Annotated in this window: 16 protein-coding genes and 1 pseudogene; 9 read left to right on the top strand and 8 right to left on the bottom strand. The window is 68.5% G+C overall.

Annotated elements, in window-relative coordinates:
- Positions 1–13: 13 nt before the first annotated feature.
- Positions 14–748 (bottom strand): aa3-type cytochrome oxidase subunit III, encoded by a 735-nt coding sequence (gene ctaE, locus ACT3UF_RS15130; protein WP_441445414.1) that lies wholly within the window; start codon positions 746–748, stop codon positions 14–16.
- A gap of 236 nt (positions 749–984) precedes the next feature.
- On the opposite strand from ctaE, the gene trpD reads away from it, so the two are divergent.
- Positions 985–2,067: an anthranilate phosphoribosyltransferase gene (gene trpD, locus ACT3UF_RS15125; RefSeq protein WP_441445415.1), complete on the top strand. Its 1,083-nt coding sequence runs from the start codon at positions 985–987 to the stop codon at positions 2,065–2,067.
- Between the two features lie 70 nt (positions 2,068–2,137).
- On the opposite strand, the gene ACT3UF_RS15120 is transcribed toward trpD, so the two are convergent.
- The 3 genes from ACT3UF_RS15120 to ACT3UF_RS15110 all read right to left on the bottom strand — a co-directional run bounded on the left by ACT3UF_RS15120 (position 2,138) and on the right by ACT3UF_RS15110 (position 6,049).
- A complete protein-coding gene (locus ACT3UF_RS15120; RefSeq protein ID WP_441445416.1) occupies positions 2,138–2,419 on the bottom strand; it encodes an Lrp/AsnC family transcriptional regulator in 282 nt (93 codons plus the stop codon).
- Between the two features lie 51 nt (positions 2,420–2,470).
- Entirely contained in the window at positions 2,471–4,129 is a 1,659-nt protein-coding gene (locus ACT3UF_RS15115; RefSeq protein ID WP_441445417.1) for a DEDD exonuclease domain-containing protein, read from the bottom strand.
- Positions 4,130–4,240: 111 nt separating this feature from the next.
- Positions 4,241–6,049 carry an AMP-dependent synthetase/ligase gene (locus ACT3UF_RS15110; protein WP_441445418.1) on the bottom strand — a complete coding sequence of 603 codons (1,809 nt, stop codon included), beginning with the start codon at positions 6,047–6,049 and terminating at the stop codon, positions 4,241–4,243.
- A gap of 191 nt (positions 6,050–6,240) precedes the next feature.
- On the opposite strand from ACT3UF_RS15110, the gene ACT3UF_RS15105 reads away from it, so the two are divergent.
- Positions 6,241–7,179: an ROK family glucokinase gene (locus ACT3UF_RS15105; protein WP_441445419.1), complete on the top strand. Its 939-nt coding sequence runs from the start codon at positions 6,241–6,243 to the stop codon at positions 7,177–7,179.
- Between the two features lie 138 nt (positions 7,180–7,317).
- Here ACT3UF_RS15105 and ACT3UF_RS15100 read toward each other — a convergent pair whose 3' ends face one another.
- Positions 7,318–7,887: a hypothetical protein gene (locus tag ACT3UF_RS15100; protein ID WP_441445420.1), complete on the bottom strand. Its 570-nt coding sequence runs from the start codon at positions 7,885–7,887 to the stop codon at positions 7,318–7,320.
- Positions 7,884–8,657 (bottom strand): alpha/beta hydrolase, encoded by a 774-nt coding sequence (locus ACT3UF_RS15095; protein ID WP_441445421.1) that lies wholly within the window; start codon positions 8,655–8,657, stop codon positions 7,884–7,886. Before ACT3UF_RS15095 ends, ACT3UF_RS15100 begins: the two co-directional genes overlap by 4 nt.
- A 76-nt stretch (positions 8,658–8,733) precedes the next feature.
- Here ACT3UF_RS15095 and ACT3UF_RS15090 point away from each other — a divergent pair, with 76 nt between their 5' ends.
- Together ACT3UF_RS15090 and ACT3UF_RS15085 are read left to right on the top strand one after the other, a co-directional pair.
- On the top strand, positions 8,734–9,468 hold the full coding sequence (locus tag ACT3UF_RS15090; RefSeq protein WP_441445422.1) for a lysophospholipid acyltransferase family protein: 735 nt from the start codon (positions 8,734–8,736) through the stop codon (positions 9,466–9,468).
- A 69-nt stretch (positions 9,469–9,537) separates the two neighbouring features.
- Entirely contained in the window at positions 9,538–10,932 is a 1,395-nt protein-coding gene (locus ACT3UF_RS15085; protein WP_441445423.1) for a class II 3-deoxy-7-phosphoheptulonate synthase, read from the top strand.
- Positions 10,933–11,067: 135 nt separating this feature from the next.
- Here the strand turns inward: ACT3UF_RS15085 and pknB are convergent, their stop codons facing one another.
- The gene (gene pknB / locus ACT3UF_RS15080; RefSeq protein ID WP_444502672.1) at positions 11,068–13,206 is read right to left on the bottom strand and encodes a Stk1 family PASTA domain-containing Ser/Thr kinase; all 2,139 of its coding nucleotides are present in this window, start codon (positions 13,204–13,206) and stop codon (positions 11,068–11,070) included.
- Positions 13,207–13,342: 136 nt separating this feature from the next.
- Here pknB and ACT3UF_RS15075 point away from each other — a divergent pair, with 136 nt between their 5' ends.
- Positions 13,343–13,696 (top strand): Rv2175c family DNA-binding protein, encoded by a 354-nt coding sequence (locus ACT3UF_RS15075; RefSeq protein ID WP_441445425.1) that lies wholly within the window; start codon positions 13,343–13,345, stop codon positions 13,694–13,696.
- A gap of 134 nt (positions 13,697–13,830) precedes the next feature.
- On the opposite strand, the gene ACT3UF_RS15070 is transcribed toward ACT3UF_RS15075, so the two are convergent.
- Entirely contained in the window at positions 13,831–14,973 is a 1,143-nt protein-coding gene (locus tag ACT3UF_RS15070) for a polyprenyl synthetase family protein (protein ID WP_441445426.1), read from the bottom strand.
- Positions 14,974–15,120: 147 nt separating this feature from the next.
- Between ACT3UF_RS15070 and ACT3UF_RS15065 the strand changes: the two genes are divergently transcribed.
- The 4 genes and pseudogenes from ACT3UF_RS15065 to ACT3UF_RS15050 all read left to right on the top strand — a co-directional run.
- A complete protein-coding gene (locus ACT3UF_RS15065; RefSeq protein ID WP_441445427.1) occupies positions 15,121–16,296 on the top strand; it encodes a hypothetical protein in 1,176 nt (391 codons plus the stop codon).
- Positions 16,297–16,349: 53 nt separating this feature from the next.
- Positions 16,350–17,615, top strand: a complete 1,266-nt coding sequence (gene metX / locus ACT3UF_RS15060; protein ID WP_441445428.1) for a homoserine O-acetyltransferase MetX — start codon at positions 16,350–16,352, stop codon at positions 17,613–17,615.
- Positions 17,616–17,670: 55 nt separating this feature from the next.
- Positions 17,671–18,096, top strand: a complete 426-nt coding sequence (locus tag ACT3UF_RS15055; RefSeq protein WP_444502671.1) for a universal stress protein — start codon at positions 17,671–17,673, stop codon at positions 18,094–18,096.
- 114 nt (positions 18,097–18,210) lie between these two features.
- A pseudogene (locus ACT3UF_RS15050) lies at positions 18,211–19,566 on the top strand (RNA polymerase sigma factor); the annotation flags it as partial.
- Positions 19,567–19,653 lie beyond the last annotated feature (87 nt).

Here is a 19,653-nt window from a genome sequence, read left to right as displayed (position 1 = left end):
GCGTCGCCGGGGATCAGAAGACCCTCCAGTTGAAGTCGACCGGGATGACGTGACCGGAGTTCCCGAGCGAGAGGATCGGATCGAGCATGTAGACGATGAAGAACAGCACGATCCACACCACGTCGACGAAGTGCCAGTAGTACGAGATGCAGATGGCCGAGACCTGCTCGTGCGCGGTGAAGTTCTCCGAGGCGTAGGCCCGCATGAGAACCATCAGGAAGGCGATGAGCCCGCCGATCACGTGGATGCCGTGGAATCCGGTGGAGAGGTAGAACACGGAGCTGAACGGCGAGGACGACATCGTCACGCCGTGGTGGACGAGCTCGGTGTACTCGTAGGCCTGGCCGGAGACGAAGATCGCACCGAGGATGAAGGTGAGCGTGTACCACTCGATCATTCCCCAGCCGGCGATGTTGAAGAGTGAGCCCTCACGGCGCTTGCGCGGGGTGAAGGTGGTTCCGTTCGGCCACCGGCCCTCAGCGATGTAGACACCGATCTGGCATGTCACCGAGCTGAAGACCAGGATCGAGGTGTTCAGCAGCGCGAAGCCGTGCGTGAAGTTCGACTGGCCGTCGGTGAAGGTATCCGGCGCCATGGATCGCAGCGTGAAGAACATGGCGAACAGGCCGCCGAAGAACATCAGCTCGCTGGCGAGCCAGACGAGGGTGCCGATCTGCGTCGGGTTCGGGCGGCCGACCGCTGGGGCGGCAGCGGGGGCGGAGCGCACAGGCAGGGTCGCAGTAGTCACGTCACCATTATGTCGTGTGGTCAGAATCGGTGTGCCAGTACACGACGAGCGGGCACAACGCGGGGCCTGCGCCCCGGGCGGACCGTGCCAGCATATCCCTCCTGACGCCGTGTCACGAACCGGGACACGCGACCGATCCGCGCAGGTGGACCGGCATGTGCGGGGACGTGACCGTTCTGTGATCCGCACCGTGATCAGGTCGACGATCAGGCTCGTGATGATGACATCATCAGCACATGAGCGAGAACACCCCCACCTGGTCCCAGATCACCGCACATCTGGTGCGTGGCGAGGAGCTCGACCGTGCCGCGGCGGTCTGGGCGATGGACGAGGTGATGTCGGGCAACTCGAGTCCCGTGCAGCTGGCCGGTTTCCTGGTCGCGCTGCAATCCAAGGGTGTCACCAGCGCAGAGCTCGAGGCGCTGGCCGATTCGATGATCGCGCATGCCCGCCCGGTCGATGCTCCGGCGCGGTCGATCGACATCGTCGGCACCGGTGGGGATCTGGCCCAGACCGTGAACATCTCGACCATGGCGTCGGTGGTGATCGCTGCGACAGGCCGCACCGTCGTCAAACATGGGAACCGGGCCTCCACCTCGAAGTCGGGTTCCGCGGATGTGCTCGAAGCGCTGGGCGTGCGCCTGGAACTGCCCGTGTCGATGGTTGAGGAGTTGGTGGGGCGGATCGGTATGACCTTCCTGTTCGCCCAGGTCTTCCACCCCTCGATGAAGTACGCGGCAGAGGCGCGCCGGGGACTCGGCATCCCCACCGTGATGAACATCCTGGGTCCGATCACGAACCCTGCGCGCCCGCGGGCGAGTGCAGTGGGAGTAGCGGACGCTCGGATCGCCCCCACCGTCGCCGGGGTCTTCGCCGCTCGGAATACGAGTGCGCTGGTCTTCCGCGGGCAAGACGGGCTGGACGAGCTGTCGGTCACAGCACCGTCGGATGTCTGGGAGGTGCGCGGCGGCGAGGTGCGCGAGCATGTGCTGGACCCCGCGGAGCTGCTGTCGGTCCCTCGCAGCGGCCACGACGCCCTGCGGGGAGGGACGGCCGAGGAGAACGCTCAGGTGGCACGGGACCTCTACGCCGGCGAGCGCAGTGGGCGGATGGGCCCCATCCGCGACGCCGTCCTGCTGAACGCCGCAGCCGGCGTGCTCGCCTTCGACGGCATCGATCAGCCGGCATCGGAAGGATTCGAAGCGCGCTTCACCGCCGCCTTCGACGAGGTCGGGCGCACCCTCGACTCGGGTCGTCCGGCAGAGCTCATCCTCCGCTGGGCGGCAGCCTCCCAGGAAGCGGCCGAGGGCCAGAGCTGAGCTCCGGCATCGCAGCCACGTGTGGATGCCGGGCGTGGGTGCCGGGCCCGCTCGGCCCGAGCCGGAGCGATCAGCCGCTGATGCCCAGGTCGAAGGCGGCGTCCAGATCGCGCTTCGAGTAGGTCTTGAATGCGATGTTGGTGGTGGTGTCGAGCACGCCGTCCACCTTGCTCAGGGAATCGGCGATCACGGTCGCGAGCTCCTCGTGCGCACGGACCCTCGCCACGGCGATCAGATCCACGTCACCGGTGACCGAATAGACCTGCTCGATCCCCGGGATGTCGACGACCGCCTCGGCGACCTCGGGGATCCGGCTGGGCTCGACGACGATCGAGACGATGGCTGTGATCATTGCTACTCCTTCGATGGGGCGCCGAGTGCGCCAGGGTGCTTTCCCCCGAGCCTATGCCGCTGGACCCTCGCCGGTCCGCGAGAAGCGCCGGGCGAGATGCTCCTGGTCGAAACGCGCACGAGCAGGGACCTGCCATGCCCCGTCGGTCAGCACCGTGCGCACCCCTTCCCCCTCCAGCCAGCCCAGCATGATCTCGGCCTCCTGGTGGTAGCCCTGGCACAGCGGTGCGGCCAGCTCCGCCTCACCGATCCCGGTGAGTGCGAGTGACCGCGCGAAGGGCAGGGGATCCTTGTGCGCCGGTACGAGAGTGGTCCCCGAGAAGCGTCCGTGCCGCACGGCGAGCAGCTCCCAGCCTCGCCCGCCGATCACAGCTTCTGCACTCGGCCGTGCGCAGATCAGCAGCGGAACGGTTGCGAGGGCGCGCAGGCGGGAGGCGCGGTGAGCTGCTGCGAGATAGGTGAGAGCAAGCCTGCGCAGCTTCTCCGCGTCCTCGTACCGTGAGGATTCGACGTGAGCACGCAGCCGCGCCGCGACGTGATCGAGCACCTCTCGGGGATCATCCAGCATGGCGCGCCGGAGCCGCTCATGGTGGCCAGGGTCTGGGGCGGGAACGCCCCGTGCACCTGTTTCGAGGGCGGCGCCGCGCCCTTGAATCGCGTCGGTGAGCAGCCCACGCAGCGGCTCGATGTCATGCCGAGAGGTCAGCGGTCCGATCTGGGCAGAGCCGTCCTCCTCGGTCCTGGCCAGTCGCGCCCCGCGCAGACCTTCCGTATCAGCTCCGAGACGCAGCCAGTGCGCCTTCTCCGGGGTGAGGCCGTGGCGATTGGACGGCGGCTTCTCCTGCGCGATGATCCGCAGCTCGCGCACTCTTGCCTCGGTGGGCGTGGCGCACTCGATCACTCCGATCGATTCTGCGCGAGGGAGCATGTCGAGCACCTTGCGACGGGTTTCCGCGGCGGTGAAGTAGGTGCGCACCCGCGATCGCAGGTTCCGCGAGGTCCCGACGTAGAGCACTGCCCCCTGGGCGTCGAGGAAGCGGTAGACCCCGGGGACTCTGGGGATCGCCGAGGCGAGGTGCTTCTTGCGCAGCTGGGCCGGGCTCACCCGGCGGTGGGCGGAGCTGAGGTCCTCGAGAGTGGTCGCGGCTGGGCCGAGCCGTTCGATGATCGCGTGGAGGACGTCGACGGTGGCGCGGGCATCGGACAGTGCTCGATGGTCCGGGGTGATGCTCGCCCCGACGTGGGCGGCGAGCGTCGAGAGCTTGTGGTTGCGCACCTCGTCCCGTCGGAACACGGTGCGGGCGAGGGTGAGGGTGTCGAGGACCTGCGGCCGCGGCCAGCTGATCTCGCAGGCCGCTGCTTGAGCGCTGAGGAATCCGATGTCGAAGCGGGCGTTGTGCGCCACCAGCGCGGCACCGCCGACGAAGTCCAGGAACATCGGCAGAGCGATGCGGATCGACGGCGCGCCCGAGACGGAGGCATCTGTGATCCCGGTGAGGGAGGCGATGAAGGCAGGGATCGGCCGTTCGGGATCCACGAAGGTGCGGAATTCTCCGAGCACCTCCCCGCCTCGGACCTTCACGGCTCCGATCTCTGTGATCGCGTCGCTCGTGGCATCGGTGCCCGTGGTCTCGAGGTCGACGACCACGAGGGTGGCCTCTGCCAGTGGGGTACCGAGATCATCGAAGCTCAACTGGCCGCGTGAAGACATGGTCGAAGGGTATGACGCGGCCCCGACAGCCGGGCAGCTGCTGCAGATGCGCAGCGTCACCCGCCCATCGGGGCCGTGAGAGATTCGGAAGCGCTCGCGCCCCCTCGAGGATCAGCCCGTCGGCTTCGATCCCGAGTAGATCCTGTCGATGATCTCCTCGAGATCCTTGACGACGACGTTGCGCTTGAGCTTCAGCGACGGGGTGAGGTAGCCGTTCTCCTCGGTGAAGTCCGAATCGATCACCTCGAAGGCGCGGATCGACTCAGCTCGTGAGACGGAGCTGTTCGCACGGTCCACGACGGTCTGGAGCTCGGCCCGGACGCGCTCGTCCTGTGCGGCCTGAGCAACGCTCATGTCGGGGAGTCCGTTGTTCTTCAGCCAGGTGCTGAGCATCTCGGCGTCCAGCGTGAGGATCGCGGCGACGAACGGCTTCTGATCGCCGATCACCACGCACTGGCTGACGAGGGGATGGGAGCGCAGCTGGTCCTCGAGCTGGGCAGGGGAGATGTTCTTCCCACCTGCCGTGACGATGACCTCCTTGGAGCGACCCGTGATGGTGAGGTTGCCGTGCTCGTCGAGCGTGCCGAGGTCCCCGGTATGGAACCAGCCATCCTGCAGCGACTCGGCGGTGGCCTCGGGGTTGTTGTGGTACCCCTTGAAGATCATCACGCCCTTGACCAGGATCTCGCCGCTCTCATCGATCGCGACGGTCGCGCCGGGCAGCGGCGGGCCGACGGTGCCGGGGCGTACATCCCAGGGCAGGTTCACGCTGATCGGCGCAGTGGACTCGGTGAGACCGTAGCCCTCGAGGATCGTCACGCCGATGCCGCGGAAGAAGTGGGACAGCCGCGCTCCCAGCGGAGCGCCGCCCGAGACGGCCCACGAGACATGACCGCCCATCGCCAGGCGCAGCTTGCCGTACACCAGCTTGTCGAACAGGGCGTGCTTGGCCTTCAGGGTGAAGGGCACCTTGCCCGCCGAGAGCGCCTTGGAATAGGCGATGGCGGTTTCTGAGGCGGCGGTGAAGATCTTGCCCTTGCCACCGGTGATCGCCTTCGCCTCCGCGCCATTGTAGACCTTCTCGAACACGCGCGGCACGGCCAGCAGGAACGTCGGCTTGAAGGCGGCCAGATCCGGCAGCAGGTTCTTCGTGTCCGCGGTGAAGGCGGTGGTGACCGGCTGGGCGACCGCGAGCACCGAGATCAGGCGCGCGAAGACGTGCGCCATCGGCAGGAACATCAGCAGCTTGGATCCGGGAGGCAGCACCTCTTTGCCGAGCAGGTTTATGGCGCTGCGCGTGGTGTCCACGAAGTTCGCGTGGGTGAGCTCCGCACCCTTGGGGCGACCAGTGGTCCCCGAGGTGTAGATGATGGTCGCGATGTCGTCCATCCTGCGCGACGTGCGACGGGCTTCGAGGTCCTCGTCGCTCACGTTGGTGCCTCGGGCCTTCAGCTCCTCCAGGATGCCGTCATCGAGCACCCCGATGTTCGCGAGCTGGGGGAGATCTCCCCGCACTGACTCCACGTCCTCCTTGTGGCGGGTGGATTCGACGACGACGAAAGTTGCCGCGGAGTCCGAGGCGATCCACTGGATCTGGCTGGGGGAGGAGGTCTCGTAGATCGGGATGCTGACGCCGCCGGTCCACCAGATCGCCCAGTCCAGGAGTGCCCATTCGTACCGGGTGCGGGAGAGGATCGCGACGGCGTCGCCCGTGGCGATGCCGGAGGCGATCAGCCCCTTGGCGATGAGCTTCACCTCGGCGATGAAATCTGCGGTGCTCACCGGAGAGTAGGTGCCGTCGTCCTGGACGAGTTCGTAGATCGGCACAGAAGGGTTCGAGCGGAACCTGCCGAGCAGCAGATCCGTCGAGTTCTCTTCGGGGCGGCTCTCATGCTGCGGTGGGGAGGTGAACTGCTTCATCGAATCTCCTTTGATCCGGCCAGTGGCGTGCAGCCGGCGTACCGGACGCTTGTACGGAAGCGCTGGTGGGGTCGATACGATTCTACGGCAGGAGACGCTTACGATGGGCCACGACAGGCAGGTGGGACATGGACACGGGTGGTCCCGTGACGGCCACCGCCAACGGCACAGCGCAAGCGGACAGGAGCGGCATGCTCTCCATCGGAGTGGATATCGGCGGGACCAAGATCGCGGCGGGGGTGGTCGACGAGGACGGCGAGATCATCGCCGCCACCACACGCAGCACTCCGGCCACAGACGCTGCGCTGATCGAGGCGGCAGTGGCGGACGCGGTGGCCGAGCTGCGCGCCCAGCACGACGTCGTCGGGGTGGGCGTCGGCGCCGCCGGATTCGTGGGGGCGGACCGACGCACCGTGAACTTCGCCGCGAATCTTGCCTGGCGTCAGCATCCGCTGGCGGACGAGCTCGAGCGGCTCACCGGACTGCCGGTGGTCATCGAGAACGACGCGAACGCCGCGGGCTGGGCCGAGTATCGCTTCGGGGCCGCGACCGAGGCGAAGCACATGCTGATGGTCACCGTGGGCACCGGACTGGGCGGCGCGCTCGTGATGGATGGCCATCTCGTGCGCGGGACCGCAGGGTTCGCGGGGGAGGTCGCTCACATGACCGCCGTGCCCGACGGCCAGTGGTGCGGGTGCGGCCGGCGCGGATGCCTGGAGCAGTACACCGCGGGCACCGCCATGGTGCGCACCGCGAAGCGTCGCGCCTCCGCCGGGGACCCGCTGCTGGGACCCCTGGTACAGGCCGCCGGCGGGGTGCGGAAGGACATCGACGGACCCATGATCACTCGGCTCGCCCAGCAGGGTGATCCCGGCGCTCAGGAGCTGATCGCCGAGATCGGGACCTGGCTCGGGACCGGGGTGGCCTCGATCGCGGCCCTGCTCGATCCTGAGATCGTGGTCGTCGGCGGCGGCGTCGCGGCCGCCGGGGATCTGCTCCTCGACCCCGCACGCGGGGCCTATTCCAAGAACCTCACCGCACGGGCGCATCGGCCGCTGGCCCCGTTCGTGGTCGCGAGCATGGGCAACCGGGCCGGGATCGTGGGCGCCGCGGATCTCGCTCGCGCCTGAGGCGTCGGTCGCTCACAGCACGTCGATCAGGCTCTATTGGTCTGTCTGGTCTCCTGCCGTTCGCGAGCTCACAGCACGTCGATCAGGCTCTATGGGTCTGTCTGGTCTCCTGCCGTTCGCGAGCTCACAGCACGTCGATCAGACCTCAGCCCCGTCGTGGGGGTCGTCGCGGTGCTCTCGGGGCGCGCGCAGCAGCAGGGAGACCAGCCCGCCCAGTGCGGCGAGCCCGCCGATCCAGCCCAGGAAGCTGGGCAGGGAGGGTGTCACCGTGGTGACCAGCATCAGCACGAACCCGCCCAGCATCGCGGTCCAGGACCACAGCGCTGCCTCTGACGGCGTCGGAAGATCAGGATCCGGGGGCTCGAAGTCCCCATAGATGACCTCGTCGTCATCCAGCTCCCGCGGGCCGGCGGCGCCTCGGAGTCCGGCGGTGGGGTCGCCGAGCCCGGCTGCGGGATGCTGCGCCCGGGACCTGGCGATCGATTCCGGGCTGGGCGGCTCCGCAGGCGAGTCAGCGCTGAAGGACCACAGGGAGTCGCCCTCCTGCGGGTCCGGCGGCGTCTCGTCCTCGGTGTCGCGGTGGGCGGCGGCAGCAGGTTCGCGCGGAGCGTCACCCGGTCGCAGCACCAGGCCTTCGCCCTCGAGCATCCTGGCGAACTCGGCGTCCACGTCCCGGGGGTCGCGGGCCTTGCCGGAATCGGGGGTCATCCTCCACCTCCCGAGCCTGCGACCTGCTGGTCCAGGAAGCGTGCGGAGGTCTCGAACAGCAGCTCCGCGTCGTGATCCAGTGGTGCCAGGTGATAGCTGCGCGGCAGCGCGAGACGCTCCACGGGCCCGCGCACCCCGGCCGCGACGATGTCGCTGTCCGTGGGCGGGACGGTGTGGTCCACGCTCGAGGTGGCCAGCAGCAGCGGCACCTCCACCGCACCCAGCTGCTGGCGGGTGCGGCGGAAGAACCGTCGCAGCTGCGCGACCGCGCGCAGGGGCATCTTCCCGTACGCCTCCTCGACTGCGCCGGGAAGGGCGATATCGGAGCCGATGCCCGGCAACGTCCGTACCACCGGCGCGATCAGCTCTGCGAAGTTCGCCGCCGGCGGCAGCGTCATCCCGGGGTTGACCGCCACGACGGCCGCGATGCGTCCTCGCAGCTGTGGGTCGGCCGCGAGTGCGAGAGCGAGGGCGCCTCCCATCGACAGGCCGCCGACAGCGATCGGGCCCTGCTCCTGGGAGAGGTCCAGCGCCGCATCACGCACGCATCCGTACCAGTCCTGCCAGCGCGTCTCGGCGAGCTCCCGCTCGGTGCGGGCATGCCCGGGCAGCAGCGGCAGCTCGACCGCCCAGCCCCGTTCGGCATGGTCCTCGGCCCAGGGCCGCATGGACTGGGGGGAACCGGTGAATCCGTGGCACAGGAGCAGACCGCCACGCGAGTTAGAGTGAGCCCGCACGCTCCAGGGGCGGGACAGTTCGCTGAACGCCATGGGTACATCGTCGCATCCAGATCCACCAGTTCAGTCCGTTCGCCGTTCGTCGGAGCACCGATCCAGGAGTACACCAGTGCTGTACGAGATTGCCAAGCCCTTCGTGATGGGGGTGGTGCGGGTGCTGTGGAACCCGACCATCAGCGGCATCGAGAACATCCCGGACCAGGGGCCGGTGATCCTGGCATCCAATCACCAGGCCTATTCGGACACCGTCTTCCTGCCCGGCCAGGTGCGGCGCAGTGTTCACTTCCTGGGCAAATCAGATATCTTCTCCGGCGGCTCCCCGGTGAACCGTCTGGTGGCAGCAGTCATGCGAGGGCTGCACGTGATGCCCGTGGACCGCAGCGGTGGCAGCGCCTCGAAGGCAGCGATCGAAGCCGGTCTGGCGGTGCTCGAACGCGGCGAGGTGCTCGGGATCTATCCCGAGGGGACCCGCAGCCCGGACGGTCGGCTCTACCGGGGCAAGACCGGAGTGGCTCGTCTCGCGCTGGTCACCGGAGCGCCCATCATCCCGGTCGCGATGAGGGGCGCCTTCGAAGCGCAACGCGGACGGAAGATCTTCCCGCACCGCCGCCCCCGGATCCATGCCATCGTCGGCGAGCCCGTGGACGTGCAGACGATCACGGCCGCGCTCCAGGGAGTGGAGGAGGCGAAAGTTCTGCGAGCCGTGACCGACGCGGTGATGGATCGCATCCACGCCCTCTCCGACCAGCAACGATCCGGGGAGTACGCGAACGTCGTGAAGCAGCGGATGCGCGCCGCTGCGGGCGGTTCCCCGGCAGCAGCGGAGTCCGACGCCGCAGTGTGACGCCGCAGTGTGAGGACCGGCTGGTGGGATCCGCGCACCGCTGGAGCGGGGACTGGATACCCTGTGCAGGTGACTCAATTCAGCCCCGATGCCCCTGCCCGCGCGCATGCGTTCTCCCTGTCCTCGGCTGACGACGGCCTGGCAGCACTCGGCGCCTGGCGCGAGTATCCGCGGGTGCAGCAGCCGGTGTGGCCCGACGACGCCGCACGCGCAACTGTGTTCGACGATCTGCGGTCCGCTCCGCCCCTGGTCTTCGCCGGAGAGGTCGATGTGTTGCGCGACCGGATCGCTGCTGCCGCACGGGGAGAGGCGTTCCTGCTCGCCGGTGGCGACTGCGCGGAGACCTTCGCCGATTCCACCGCGGATCGCATCCGCAACAAGATCCGCACCATCCTGCAGATGGCCGCGGTGCTCACCTACGGCGCCTCGGTGCCGGTGGTGAAGATGGGTCGGATGGCGGGGCAGTTCGCCAAGCCGCGATCCGCTGACGAGGAGACGCGTGACGGCGTGACCCTGCCGACCTATCGCGGGGACGCTGTCAACGAGTTCGCCTTCACCCCCGAGTCACGGATCCCGGATCCGAAGCGGCTGTGGAAGACCTACACCACGAGCGCTGCGACCCTGAACCTGCTGCGTGCCTTCACCGGCGGCGGCTTCGCCGACCTGCGTGAGGTGCACTCCTGGAACCGCGGCTTCACCTCCGGTGCCGGCTACGACCGCTACGAGGAGCTGGCTGGGCAGATCGACAAGGCCGTGCGCTTCATGGATGCCATCGGAGCGGATTTCGATGCGCTCAAGGTGGTGGAGTTCTATGCCTCGCACGAGGCGCTGCTGCTCGACTACGAGGAGGCGCTGTCGAGGATTGACTCCCGCACCGGGGAGATCTACGGCTGCTCCGGTCACTTCCTCTGGATCGGTGAGCGGACCCGCCAGCTCGACGGGGCACACGTGGACTTCATGGCCCGACTGCGCAACCCGATCGGCGTGAAGCTGGGTCCCGACGCATCCGTCGACGATGCGCTGCGGCTGATCGACAAGCTCGATCCGGAGCGCGAGCCGGGGCGACTGACCTTCATCACCCGGATGGGCGCGGGGAAGATCCGTGATCGTCTGCCGGCACTGGTCGAAGGGGTGCGTGACTCCGGCGCCCAGGTGGCCTGGGTGACAGATCCGATGCACGGGAACACCATCACCTCGTCCAACGGCTACAAGACTCGGCGCTTCGAGGACATCCTCGACGAGGTCGTCGGCTTCTTCGAAGTCCATCAGGGGCTCGGCACCATCCCCGCCGGCCTGCACATGGAGCTCACGGGCGACGATGTCACCGAGGTGCTCGGCGGCGCGGGCTCGATCGACGAGGAGGGGCTGACGCGCCGCTACGAGACCCTCGTGGACCCGCGTCTGAACCATCAGCAGTCCCTCGAGCTCGCCTTCCTGGTCTCGGAGATGCTCTCCCGCCGCTGAACCGGCTTCTGATCACGCAACGCCGGTGCCCTCCCAGGCTGGGAGGGCACCGGCGTCGTCGTTCTCTGCACCAAAGGCAGTGAGAGGGGTCAGCGAGCAAAATCAGGCAGCAGGTTCAGAAGACCTGCAGCAGGATCAGAAGACCTTCAGAGTGATGGTCGAGCCCTTCTCCAGCTCGCCGCCTGCAGCGGCTGACTGCTCGTAGACGAGTCCGAACACCGGATCGCCCTTGTCATGGACCACGTTCACCGCGAATCCGGCCGCCTCGAGCGTCGCCTTCGCATCGGCCTCCGGCTGGCGGAAGACGTCCGGGACCATCACCATCTCCGGACCCAGCGAGGTGACGAGATGGATGGTGTCTCCGAGGAACCGGGTCCCGGAGGCCGGGGACTGGGAGATGACGGCACCCTTCGGCACGCTCCCGGAATGCGCCTGTGCGGCGGTCACCCTGAAGCCGGCCGCTTCGAGCGCGGCGCGGGCGGCGCCGGCGCTGTTGCCGGTCTGATCTGGGACCGCGATCGGCTGGCGTCCCTGGGAGAGGACCACGTGCACCTCGCCGCCGACGGGCAGCGCATCTGCGGTGGCCGACTGCGAGATGATCTCGCCCTCCGCGACCGTCTCGGAGAACTCCGGATCGTCCTCCACGAGCACCAGGCCGAGGTCCTCGACCTGGGCGCGGGCGCTCTCGAGGTCGCTGCCCACGACCTGAGGGACGGGGAAGGTCTCCTCACCCTTGGAGACCACCACCTCCACATTCGTCCCCTTCTTCACGGTGGTCCCGGTCGAAGGCGAGGCGGAGATGACGTGACCGGCCGGGATGGTGTCGTCGAAGCGCTCCTCGGTGTGAACCGCAAGATCTGCAGCAGTCAGCGCGGACTCGGCATCTCCGAGCGTGGCGCCGGTGATCAGGGGGATGGTGCGGTCCGCGCCGGGCCCGGTGTTCAGGTACCAGTCGCCTCCGCCCCACGCCCCCATGCCCATGACGGCGATCAGGCTCAGGACAGCCACCAGTCGCATCAATCGGGAGCGCCGACGGGCTCCTCTGGGGAGATGTCGTCCCCGAGGGGTGCGCGGTGCTCGCATCGTCACCACGCGCGGAGTCTCGTCACCCTCTTCGGGCTCCCCGACGGGTCCCGCCTCCGCGCCAGCGCCCGAGACTGCGTCAGTGCTCGAGCCTGCAGCGATGGGGGAGGCGGACACAGTGGTGGAAGCCGAGATGGTCGCGGAAGCCGACACTGCGGGCGATTCTGCAGCATCGTCGGCAGGGCCTGCGTCGTCCTCCCCCGGGGCGAGCAGCGCTGCGGGGAATGCCCGTGGACCATGTCCCAGCTCGGAGGCGACCTCGTCGAGGGAGGTGGTCAACCGCGGCACATCGGAGGTGTCTGTGTCGCCGAGCGGTTCCGGCCTGGTCTCCAGCACCGCGGAGGGGAGCGTGGTCGACAGCTCCCGCACTGCCCGGAGCAGGTCCGACGCGGACGCCGGTCGCTGCTCCACCGGGCGCGCCGCTGCCCAGGTCACCAGCGAATCCAGCTCGCGGGGGATCCCCGAGACCAGCGTGGACGGTGCCGGGATGTCCTCGTGGACGTGCTGGAAGGCAACGTGGACCGGCTGCTCGCCGAGGAACGGCTGGCGCCCGGTCAACATCTCGAACAGCACCACCCCGAGGGAGTAGAGATCGCTGCGCTCATCCGCGTGCCCCCGGGTCACCACTTCAGGACTGATGTAGGCCACGGTGCCCAGCAGGGTGGCGCTCGCGGAGGAGTTGTTCGAGCCGATGGCCCGGGCGAGCCCGAAATCTGCGACCTTCACCAGCTCGCTGCGGTCGATGAGGATGTTCTCGGGCTTGATATCCCGATGGACGATGCCCGCCTCGTGCGCGGCGACCAGCGCCTCGAGCACCTGGGCGGTGATGGCGAGGCTCTCGTGGATCGTGAGCCGCTCCTGGTCGACGATGCGCGCTCGCAGCGTCTCGCCCTCCACCAGCTCCATCGCCAGGTAGATGCGGTCCTCGTCCTCGCCCTGGTCGAAGACGCCCACGACATTGCGGTGGGCGAGACGGGCCGCTGAGCGTGCCTCCCGGCCGAAGCGGCGCCGGAAATCCTCGTCCATCGCGAGGTGGGGGTGCATGATCTTCAGAGCCACGACACGGTCCAGACGCTGATCATGCCCGCGATGCACCGTCGCCATTCCGCCGCGCGCGATCGGCTCCTCGACCCGATAGCGGTCGTCGAGGAGCAGGCTGATGCCGGGGGAAGTCGACGTTGCCGAGCTCACGGAGCCAATCTAGGTCCGCAACGCTGCTGGAACCGGGACCGACACACGCACGAGACCGGTGGTGGTGTGATGCACGACCGGGAGCGTCGGCGGCCGCAGGGATGCGCGTGCGGTCCGCGCGTGGCACCCTGGGGGAGTGGACGAACTCGATTCCCTCATCACCAACTGGCTCCCCCTCCCCGACGTCGCCGAGCGACTGGACGTGGAGGTCTCGCGCGTGCGGCGCCTGATCGAGGAAGGTCAGCTGATCGCGGTGCGCCGCGGAGACCCTGTGGTGCGCATGGTGCCGGAGCTGCTGATCGGTGACGGCGAGCTCATCCCGCATCTCGCGGGGACGATCACCGTGCTGCGAGACGGCGGTTTCGAGGACGCAGAAGTGCTGAGCTGGCTGTTCACCGAAGACGAGACGCTGCCCGGCAGGCCGATCGATCAGCTGCGCAAGGGCCAGCGCGGCGAGGTCCGCCGGCGAGCGCTCGCACTCGCGCTCTGACCCTTCTCTGACGACCCTTTTCTGACCTCTTTCTGTCCGTCCGACCCAGAGGACCGGAAGCGCCGAGATCTGGCGGCGCAGAGGCCTGCCGGTGCAGAGACACCTCGGCGCAGGACCCTGCTTCTCAGACTCCGTCAGGCGGGCAGCGAGTCCACATCCGTGGCGAGGTCCGCGAGCGCCTCGAGGCCTGCGCGGCCCTGGGCGCCCAGCTCACCCAGTTCTGGCGTGTCCAGAAGCAGCGCACGGGCCCGTGCCGCCCGTCGGCGCACCTCGTCGGCCACGGAGCTGACGGCGCCGGTGGACACCATCAGCGCGTGGACTGCGCTGATCTGCGTTTCGTCCGCCTCGGGGTTGCCGACGACCTCGTCCAGCAGCGCTCGGCCACTGGCGTCAGCGGCCTGCCGCGTGCGCGCCAGCAGTACGGTGCGCTTGCCCTCGACGATGTCTCCGCCGATCGGTTTGCCGGTCTCGTCCTGATCCCCGACCACGCTGAGCAGGTCATCCCGCAGCTGGAAAGCCGTCCCCACCTCGATCGCCCAGGCTGAGAGGGCATCCAGCGCCTGGTCCGGCGCCCCTGCAAAAGCGGCACCGATCCGCACCGGCCGCAGCACCGTGTACGGCACCGTCTTCCACCGGATGACGGAGAGCGCGGCCAGCTCCGCATCGGGGGCTGAGGAGAACCCTCCGGCCTGGTGGAGGATGTCGAGGTACTGCCCGGACATCACTTCCGTGCGCAGCGCATCGAACTCACGGCGGGCGCGGGTCACCGGGACGGGAGCTCCTTGAACCCCGGCGGCCATCTGCTCGGACCAGCTCAACGCGAGATCGCCCAGCACGATCGCGGTCGCGATCCCGTACTCCTCTGGGGCACCGGCCAGGCCTGCACTGCGATGTTCCTGCTCGGCCTGCATATGCAGAGCCGGTCGTCCGCGCCGCATCGGGGAGTGATCGATGACGTCGTCATGCATCAGCGCTGCTGCCTGGATCAGCTCGATCGCAGCGCCGAGTCGGGCCAATGCGTCCACCTCCGTGGGCGTCGGCTCCCGGCCCAGCGTCGCCACGCCGCCCCAGAAGCAGAAGCGGGGGCGCAGCAGTTTCCCTCCCTCGAGGTAGCCGGTGAGGGCGTCGATCAGTCCGGCGGCCTCCGGCGAGATCTCCTCGAGGTGCCGCCGATGCGCGGCCAGCTCGGCGCGGGTGACCTCGGCGACCCGCTCCACCAGCAGCTCGTCGAGCGCGTGCAGGCGGTCGCCGAGGGGCGGCGTGTGGGAAGGGGGCATCGGGAACTTCCTTTCTGGCGGGCGTCACGATCTTCCCACGCGCAGCTGTGCGGCCCTCCCGTCGGACGGTTCCTCCACAGCGGCTGTCCATCCCCAAGGAGCCAGGTTCGCACCTGTGGCGGCGACAGATCGGTGAAGGTCTGAGACATGACCACTCACATCACCCCTGCCGATCACGGCCGCCACGTCCTCGACGTCCATGACCCCGCCGAGCTGCTCGCAGAAGCCAGGCTGTGCCTGCGTGAGCCTCCCGTGGATTCGCTGATCCTCGCCAGTTCCGGTGGCGCCAGCTCCCCACCGATGATCACCCGCTCGGCACTGGCCGACCTGCTGGGACCCGGGGGCGGTGAGAACCTCGAGCGCCACCTGGCGCTGATGCGCGATCGCGGCGGCCCCGTCGTGCATGCACTGATCGTGCTCGGTGACGGATACCAGGATCTGCTGGAGCCCGTGATCCACGAGGTCATGCGTCGTGCAGGGCAGCTCCTTCACGCCGCTGCCCGGACGCTGGAGTCCGAGTCCTCGCCCGCGCCCATGTTCCAGCTCCTGTCCCTCCACGGCGCGGCGGGGTCGACCTCCTGGGAGCTGGAGAGGAATCTGCACGAGGGAGGAGCAGGGGACGTCGGCGTGACGGCGACCGGACCGCTGCGCGCGTTCTCCGACACCCGCGCGGCGGCGTCGGCCGTCCTCACCGGGCGCGCCATCCCGCACCACGACGCTCCGAACCCGATGCTGGAGGAGATCGGTCGCGGCCTTCGGCTCCCTGCACTCGACCTCTCCTCGGAAGCGGACCCCGGCAAGCTCTTCACAGCGGCGCTCTCCGCACTGGACAGGCTCGGCGGCGGTGCCCTCAGCCTCACTCCGGCAGAACGGATGACGAAGTGTGAACAGATCGCGTCGCTGCTGTCCGCCATCGCCGTCGAGCGGCTCCACTGGGAGCTGCTGGCCCAGTTCGTCGAGCATGGCGACACTCGCGTCATCGACCGCGAGACCCTCCTGCAGACCTTGGTCAGTGATCGGGAGTGGCGGCCGCACGACGACGTCTGCGCAGGTGGAAGGTGGTACATGGGGCTCGAGAAGCTCCGGCGCATCGCCGCGGCGGCCATGGTGGCGGCACTGCCGGCAGAGCGCCGCATCGCCCGGTCAGCATGGCGAGCCCTGACCGCGCTGCTGGTGCTGCTGGCATGGTGGAACCACCGCTTCGCCACTGCGGGCAGTCTCGTCGATGAGCTCCGGGAACAGGAACCGGAGTCGACTCTGGCACCCTTGCTCTCACGGATGACCGATACGCCGATCTTCCCTGCCTGGTGGCCCAGCGCCTGACCCGGGCCGCCACGATGCCTTGCGCGGGGGAGGCCACCGAAGGAGCAGCACCGATGACCGTCCTCGGAGAGCACCGATTTGTCGATGCGAGAATCCCCGCCCGCGACGGGGCCCTGCACGCGCCGTCCGCTCCCACGGACTCCGCTCCGACGGACTCGGCTTCCACGGATTCCGTTCCGACGGACTCGGCTCCCGCGGATCCAGCCTCGGCGTCGGGCGCCTGGCGCCCGGAGAGGGGAGCTGGTGACCGTCAGTTCGCCGAGATCGGCCCGCTCCTGCTCGAGAACGGGGAGATCCTCGACGATGTCACCATCGCCTACGAGACCTGGGGGGAGCTGGACCAGGACCGTGGCAACGCCGTGCTGGTGCTCCATGCACTGACGGGTGATTCCCACGTACGAGGCCCGGCCGGAGGTAGCCACCCCAGCCCTGGCTGGTGGGAGGAGATGGTCGGCCCCGGCCGGCCGATCGACACCGACCGCTTCCATGTGATCGCACCGAACGTGCTCGGTGGATGCCAGGGCACCACCGGGCCCAGCTCGCCAGGTGCGGACGGCCTCCCCTACGGCTCGCGATTCCCCATCATCACCACCCGCGATCAGGTTGATGCCGAGCGACGATTGCGGGACCAGCTCGGCATCGAGCACTGGGCGCTCGTGATCGGCGGCTCGATGGGAGGGATGCGCGCCATCGAATGGGGCGTCTCCCACCCCGACGAGGTGCAGCGGCTCTGCGTCATCGCCTCCTCCGCTCGGGCGACCGCGGACCAGATCGCCTGGAACAACGCTCAGATCGCCTCGATCCAGCTGGACCCGGAGTACCAGGGAGGGGACTACTACGACGGCGGCAGCGGGCAGGGGCCGAAGTCCGGATTGGGCATCGCCCGGCGGATCGCGCACACCACCTATCGCACGGCGGAAGAGCTCGAGAGCCGCTTCGGCAATCAGGCCCAGGGGCGAGAGGACCCCTATGACGGCCGGGGCAGGCACCAGGTGACCAGCTATCTCGATCACCATGCGGTCAAGCTCGCCCGCAGGTTCGACGCGAACTCCTACATCACGCTCGCGCAGACGATGAGCACCCATGACGTCGGCCGAGGTCGCGGAGGCGTGGCACAGGCCCTGGGCCGTGTCCGTGCCCGCACACTGGTGGTCGCGATCGATTCTGATCGGCTCTTCCCGCCGGCTCTGGTGGAGGAGATCGCCCAGCACGTCCCCCAGGCGCAGTGGCAGGTGGCCACCTCGCCTGTCGGGCATGATGCATTCCTGCTCGCCCATCCGGGACTCGAGGAGTGGATCGGCACCCTCATCGGCGACTAAGCTGGGTCAGCCGGTGTGACTGCACCGTTGCACGGTCGCAGGGAGGAGACGTCGCATGAGCATCGTCGTGGGGTACTCCCCGTCGGGTCAGGGACGGGCCGCGCTGAAGGCCGCCCTCCGCTATGGAGCGCGCACGGGGGAGGGGCTGGTCATCGCCTCACATCTCTATCACGACGCTGAGCGTGGGATGACTGCCGCCACCGAGGACGAGGTGCGTGACGAACTGCGCGCGCTCGGCACCGAGCAGGCCGACGTCGCCGTGCGGAGCAGCCTCGAGAGCGATATCGGGGAGTTCATCCTCTCGGTCGTGGACGAGGTCGCGGCGAGCTTGGTCGTGATCGGGCTCCGCCGGAAGCCGCCGATCGGGAAGCTGAACCTGGGCGCCTCGGCGCGTCGGGTCGTGCTCGGCGCGGCCTGTCCGGTGCTCGCCGTCAAGGACGACCACCACGCGAGTGGGGTCGGTGGCGTCACAGGCGCCTGAGCGGGTGGGAATAAACCACTGCGAGCGGCGTTATACTCAACAGGCTTGACGGCACCGTGCGTTCGTGCGCCGTGAAACCGGTAGATACCGGTGACGTGACACGGAGCGGAGACCGCGAGCCGCGCCGAGAAGACCGATCGCCCGAGTGTGGCGGACCGCCCATGCCGGGCCGCCGCCGGAAGAAGGAACTCTGTGACCTCCTCCAGTACTGCTGAGACCGCCTCCAAGGCGAAGCGCTCGACAAGCGCCGCGGCCACGAAGGCAGCGGAGAGCTCCGAGGCCGTCGAGACCGACGCTGTCGAGACCGCTGACACCGCCGCACCGAAGACCCCCGCCAAGAAGGCCCCTGCACGCAAGACCGCCGCCCGGAAGCCGGCCGCCAAGAAGGCCGCCGCACCCAAGGCCGCCGAGGCCGACTCCGACACCGAGGAGGAGTCGGAGGAGACCGAGGCGAAGAAGGCCAGGTCCGCGACCGACACGAAGGTCGAGGAGTCCGGCGGCTTCGTCTTCAACGCCGCTGAGGATGACGCCCCCGCCCAGCAGGTCGTCACCGCCGGCGCCACCGCCGACCCGGTCAAGGACTACCTCAAGCAGATCGGCAAAGTCGCACTCCTGAACGCTGCGCAGGAGGTCGAGCTGGCCGAGCGCATCGAGGCCGGTCTCTACGCCGAGCAGAAGCTCAAGGGCGACGAGTCGATCACCAAGACCAAGGCCGGTCGCGAGCTGGCGATCATCTCCCAGGACGGCCGCGCCGCCAAGGATCACCTGCTCGAGGCCAACCTGCGCCTCGTGGTCTCCCTGGCCAAGCGCTACACCGGTCGCGGGATGCTGTTCCTGGACCTCATCCAGGAGGGCAACCTCGGCCTGATCCGCGCGGTCGAGAAGTTCGACTATGCCAAGGGCTACAAGTTCTCCACCTATGCCACCTGGTGGATCCGCCAGGCCATCACTCGCGCCATGGCGGACCAGGCCCGCACCATCCGCATCCCGGTGCACATGGTCGAGGTCATCAACAAGCTCGCCCGCGTCCAGCGGCAGATGCTGCAGGACCTCGGCCGGGAGCCCACCCCGGAGGAGCTCGCCAAGGAACTGGACATGACGCCCGAGAAGGTCGTGGAGGTCCAGAAGTACGGTCGCGAGCCGATCTCCCTGCACACCCCGCTCGGTGAGGACGGCGACAGCGAGTTCGGCGACCTGATCGAGGACTCCGAGGCCGTGGTCCCGGCCGATGCAGTGAGCTTCACCCTGCTGCAGGAGCAGCTCCACTCGGTGCTGGACACCCTCTCCGAGCGTGAGGCCGGAGTGGTCTCGATGCGCTTCGGGCTCGAGGACGGTCAGCCCAAGACGCTCGATGAGATCGGCAAGGTCTATGGCGTGACCCGTGAGCGGATCCGTCAGATCGAGTCCAAGACCATGTCGAAGCTGCGTCACCCCTCGCGCTCGCAGGTGCTGCGCGACTACCTCGACTGACGTTCAGCAGTGAGGACGGGCCCGGTTCCACTAGAACCGGGCCCGTCCTCTGTCCGCCGCTCGGCGGACGCTCGCACACAGCAGTGA

The organism is Brachybacterium sp. AOP24-D1-21 (assembly GCF_052378665.1).
Taxonomy (GTDB): domain Bacteria; phylum Actinomycetota; class Actinomycetes; order Actinomycetales; family Dermabacteraceae; genus Brachybacterium.
This window is presented reverse-complemented; position numbering and strand designations above follow the sequence as displayed.

Excerpts from the sequence above, each read along its gene's own strand:
- ACT3UF_RS15070 (WP_441445426.1), bottom strand. The coding sequence starts at position 14,973 with ATGCCCCCTTCCCACACGCCGCCCCTCGGCGACCGCCTGCACGCGCTC.
- ACT3UF_RS15065 (WP_441445427.1), top strand. The coding sequence starts at position 15,121 with ATGACCACTCACATCACCCCTGCCGATCACGGCCGCCACGTCCTCGAC.
- ACT3UF_RS15120 (WP_441445416.1), bottom strand. The coding sequence starts at position 2,419 with ATGATCACAGCCATCGTCTCGATCGTCGTCGAGCCCAGCCGGATCCCC.
- ACT3UF_RS15115 (WP_441445417.1), bottom strand. The coding sequence starts at position 4,129 with ATGTCTTCACGCGGCCAGTTGAGCTTCGATGATCTCGGTACCCCACTG.
- ACT3UF_RS15095 (WP_441445421.1), bottom strand. The coding sequence starts at position 8,657 with ATGGCGTTCAGCGAACTGTCCCGCCCCTGGAGCGTGCGGGCTCACTCT.
- ACT3UF_RS15055 (WP_444502671.1), top strand. The coding sequence starts at position 17,671 with ATGAGCATCGTCGTGGGGTACTCCCCGTCGGGTCAGGGACGGGCCGCG.
- ACT3UF_RS15100 (WP_441445420.1), bottom strand. The coding sequence starts at position 7,887 with ATGACCCCCGATTCCGGCAAGGCCCGCGACCCCCGGGACGTGGACGCC.
- ACT3UF_RS15105 (WP_441445419.1), top strand. The coding sequence starts at position 6,241 with ATGCTCTCCATCGGAGTGGATATCGGCGGGACCAAGATCGCGGCGGGG.
- trpD (WP_441445415.1), top strand. The coding sequence starts at position 985 with ATGAGCGAGAACACCCCCACCTGGTCCCAGATCACCGCACATCTGGTG.
- metX (WP_441445428.1), top strand. The coding sequence starts at position 16,350 with ATGACCGTCCTCGGAGAGCACCGATTTGTCGATGCGAGAATCCCCGCC.
- ACT3UF_RS15110 (WP_441445418.1), bottom strand. The coding sequence starts at position 6,049 with ATGAAGCAGTTCACCTCCCCACCGCAGCATGAGAGCCGCCCCGAAGAG.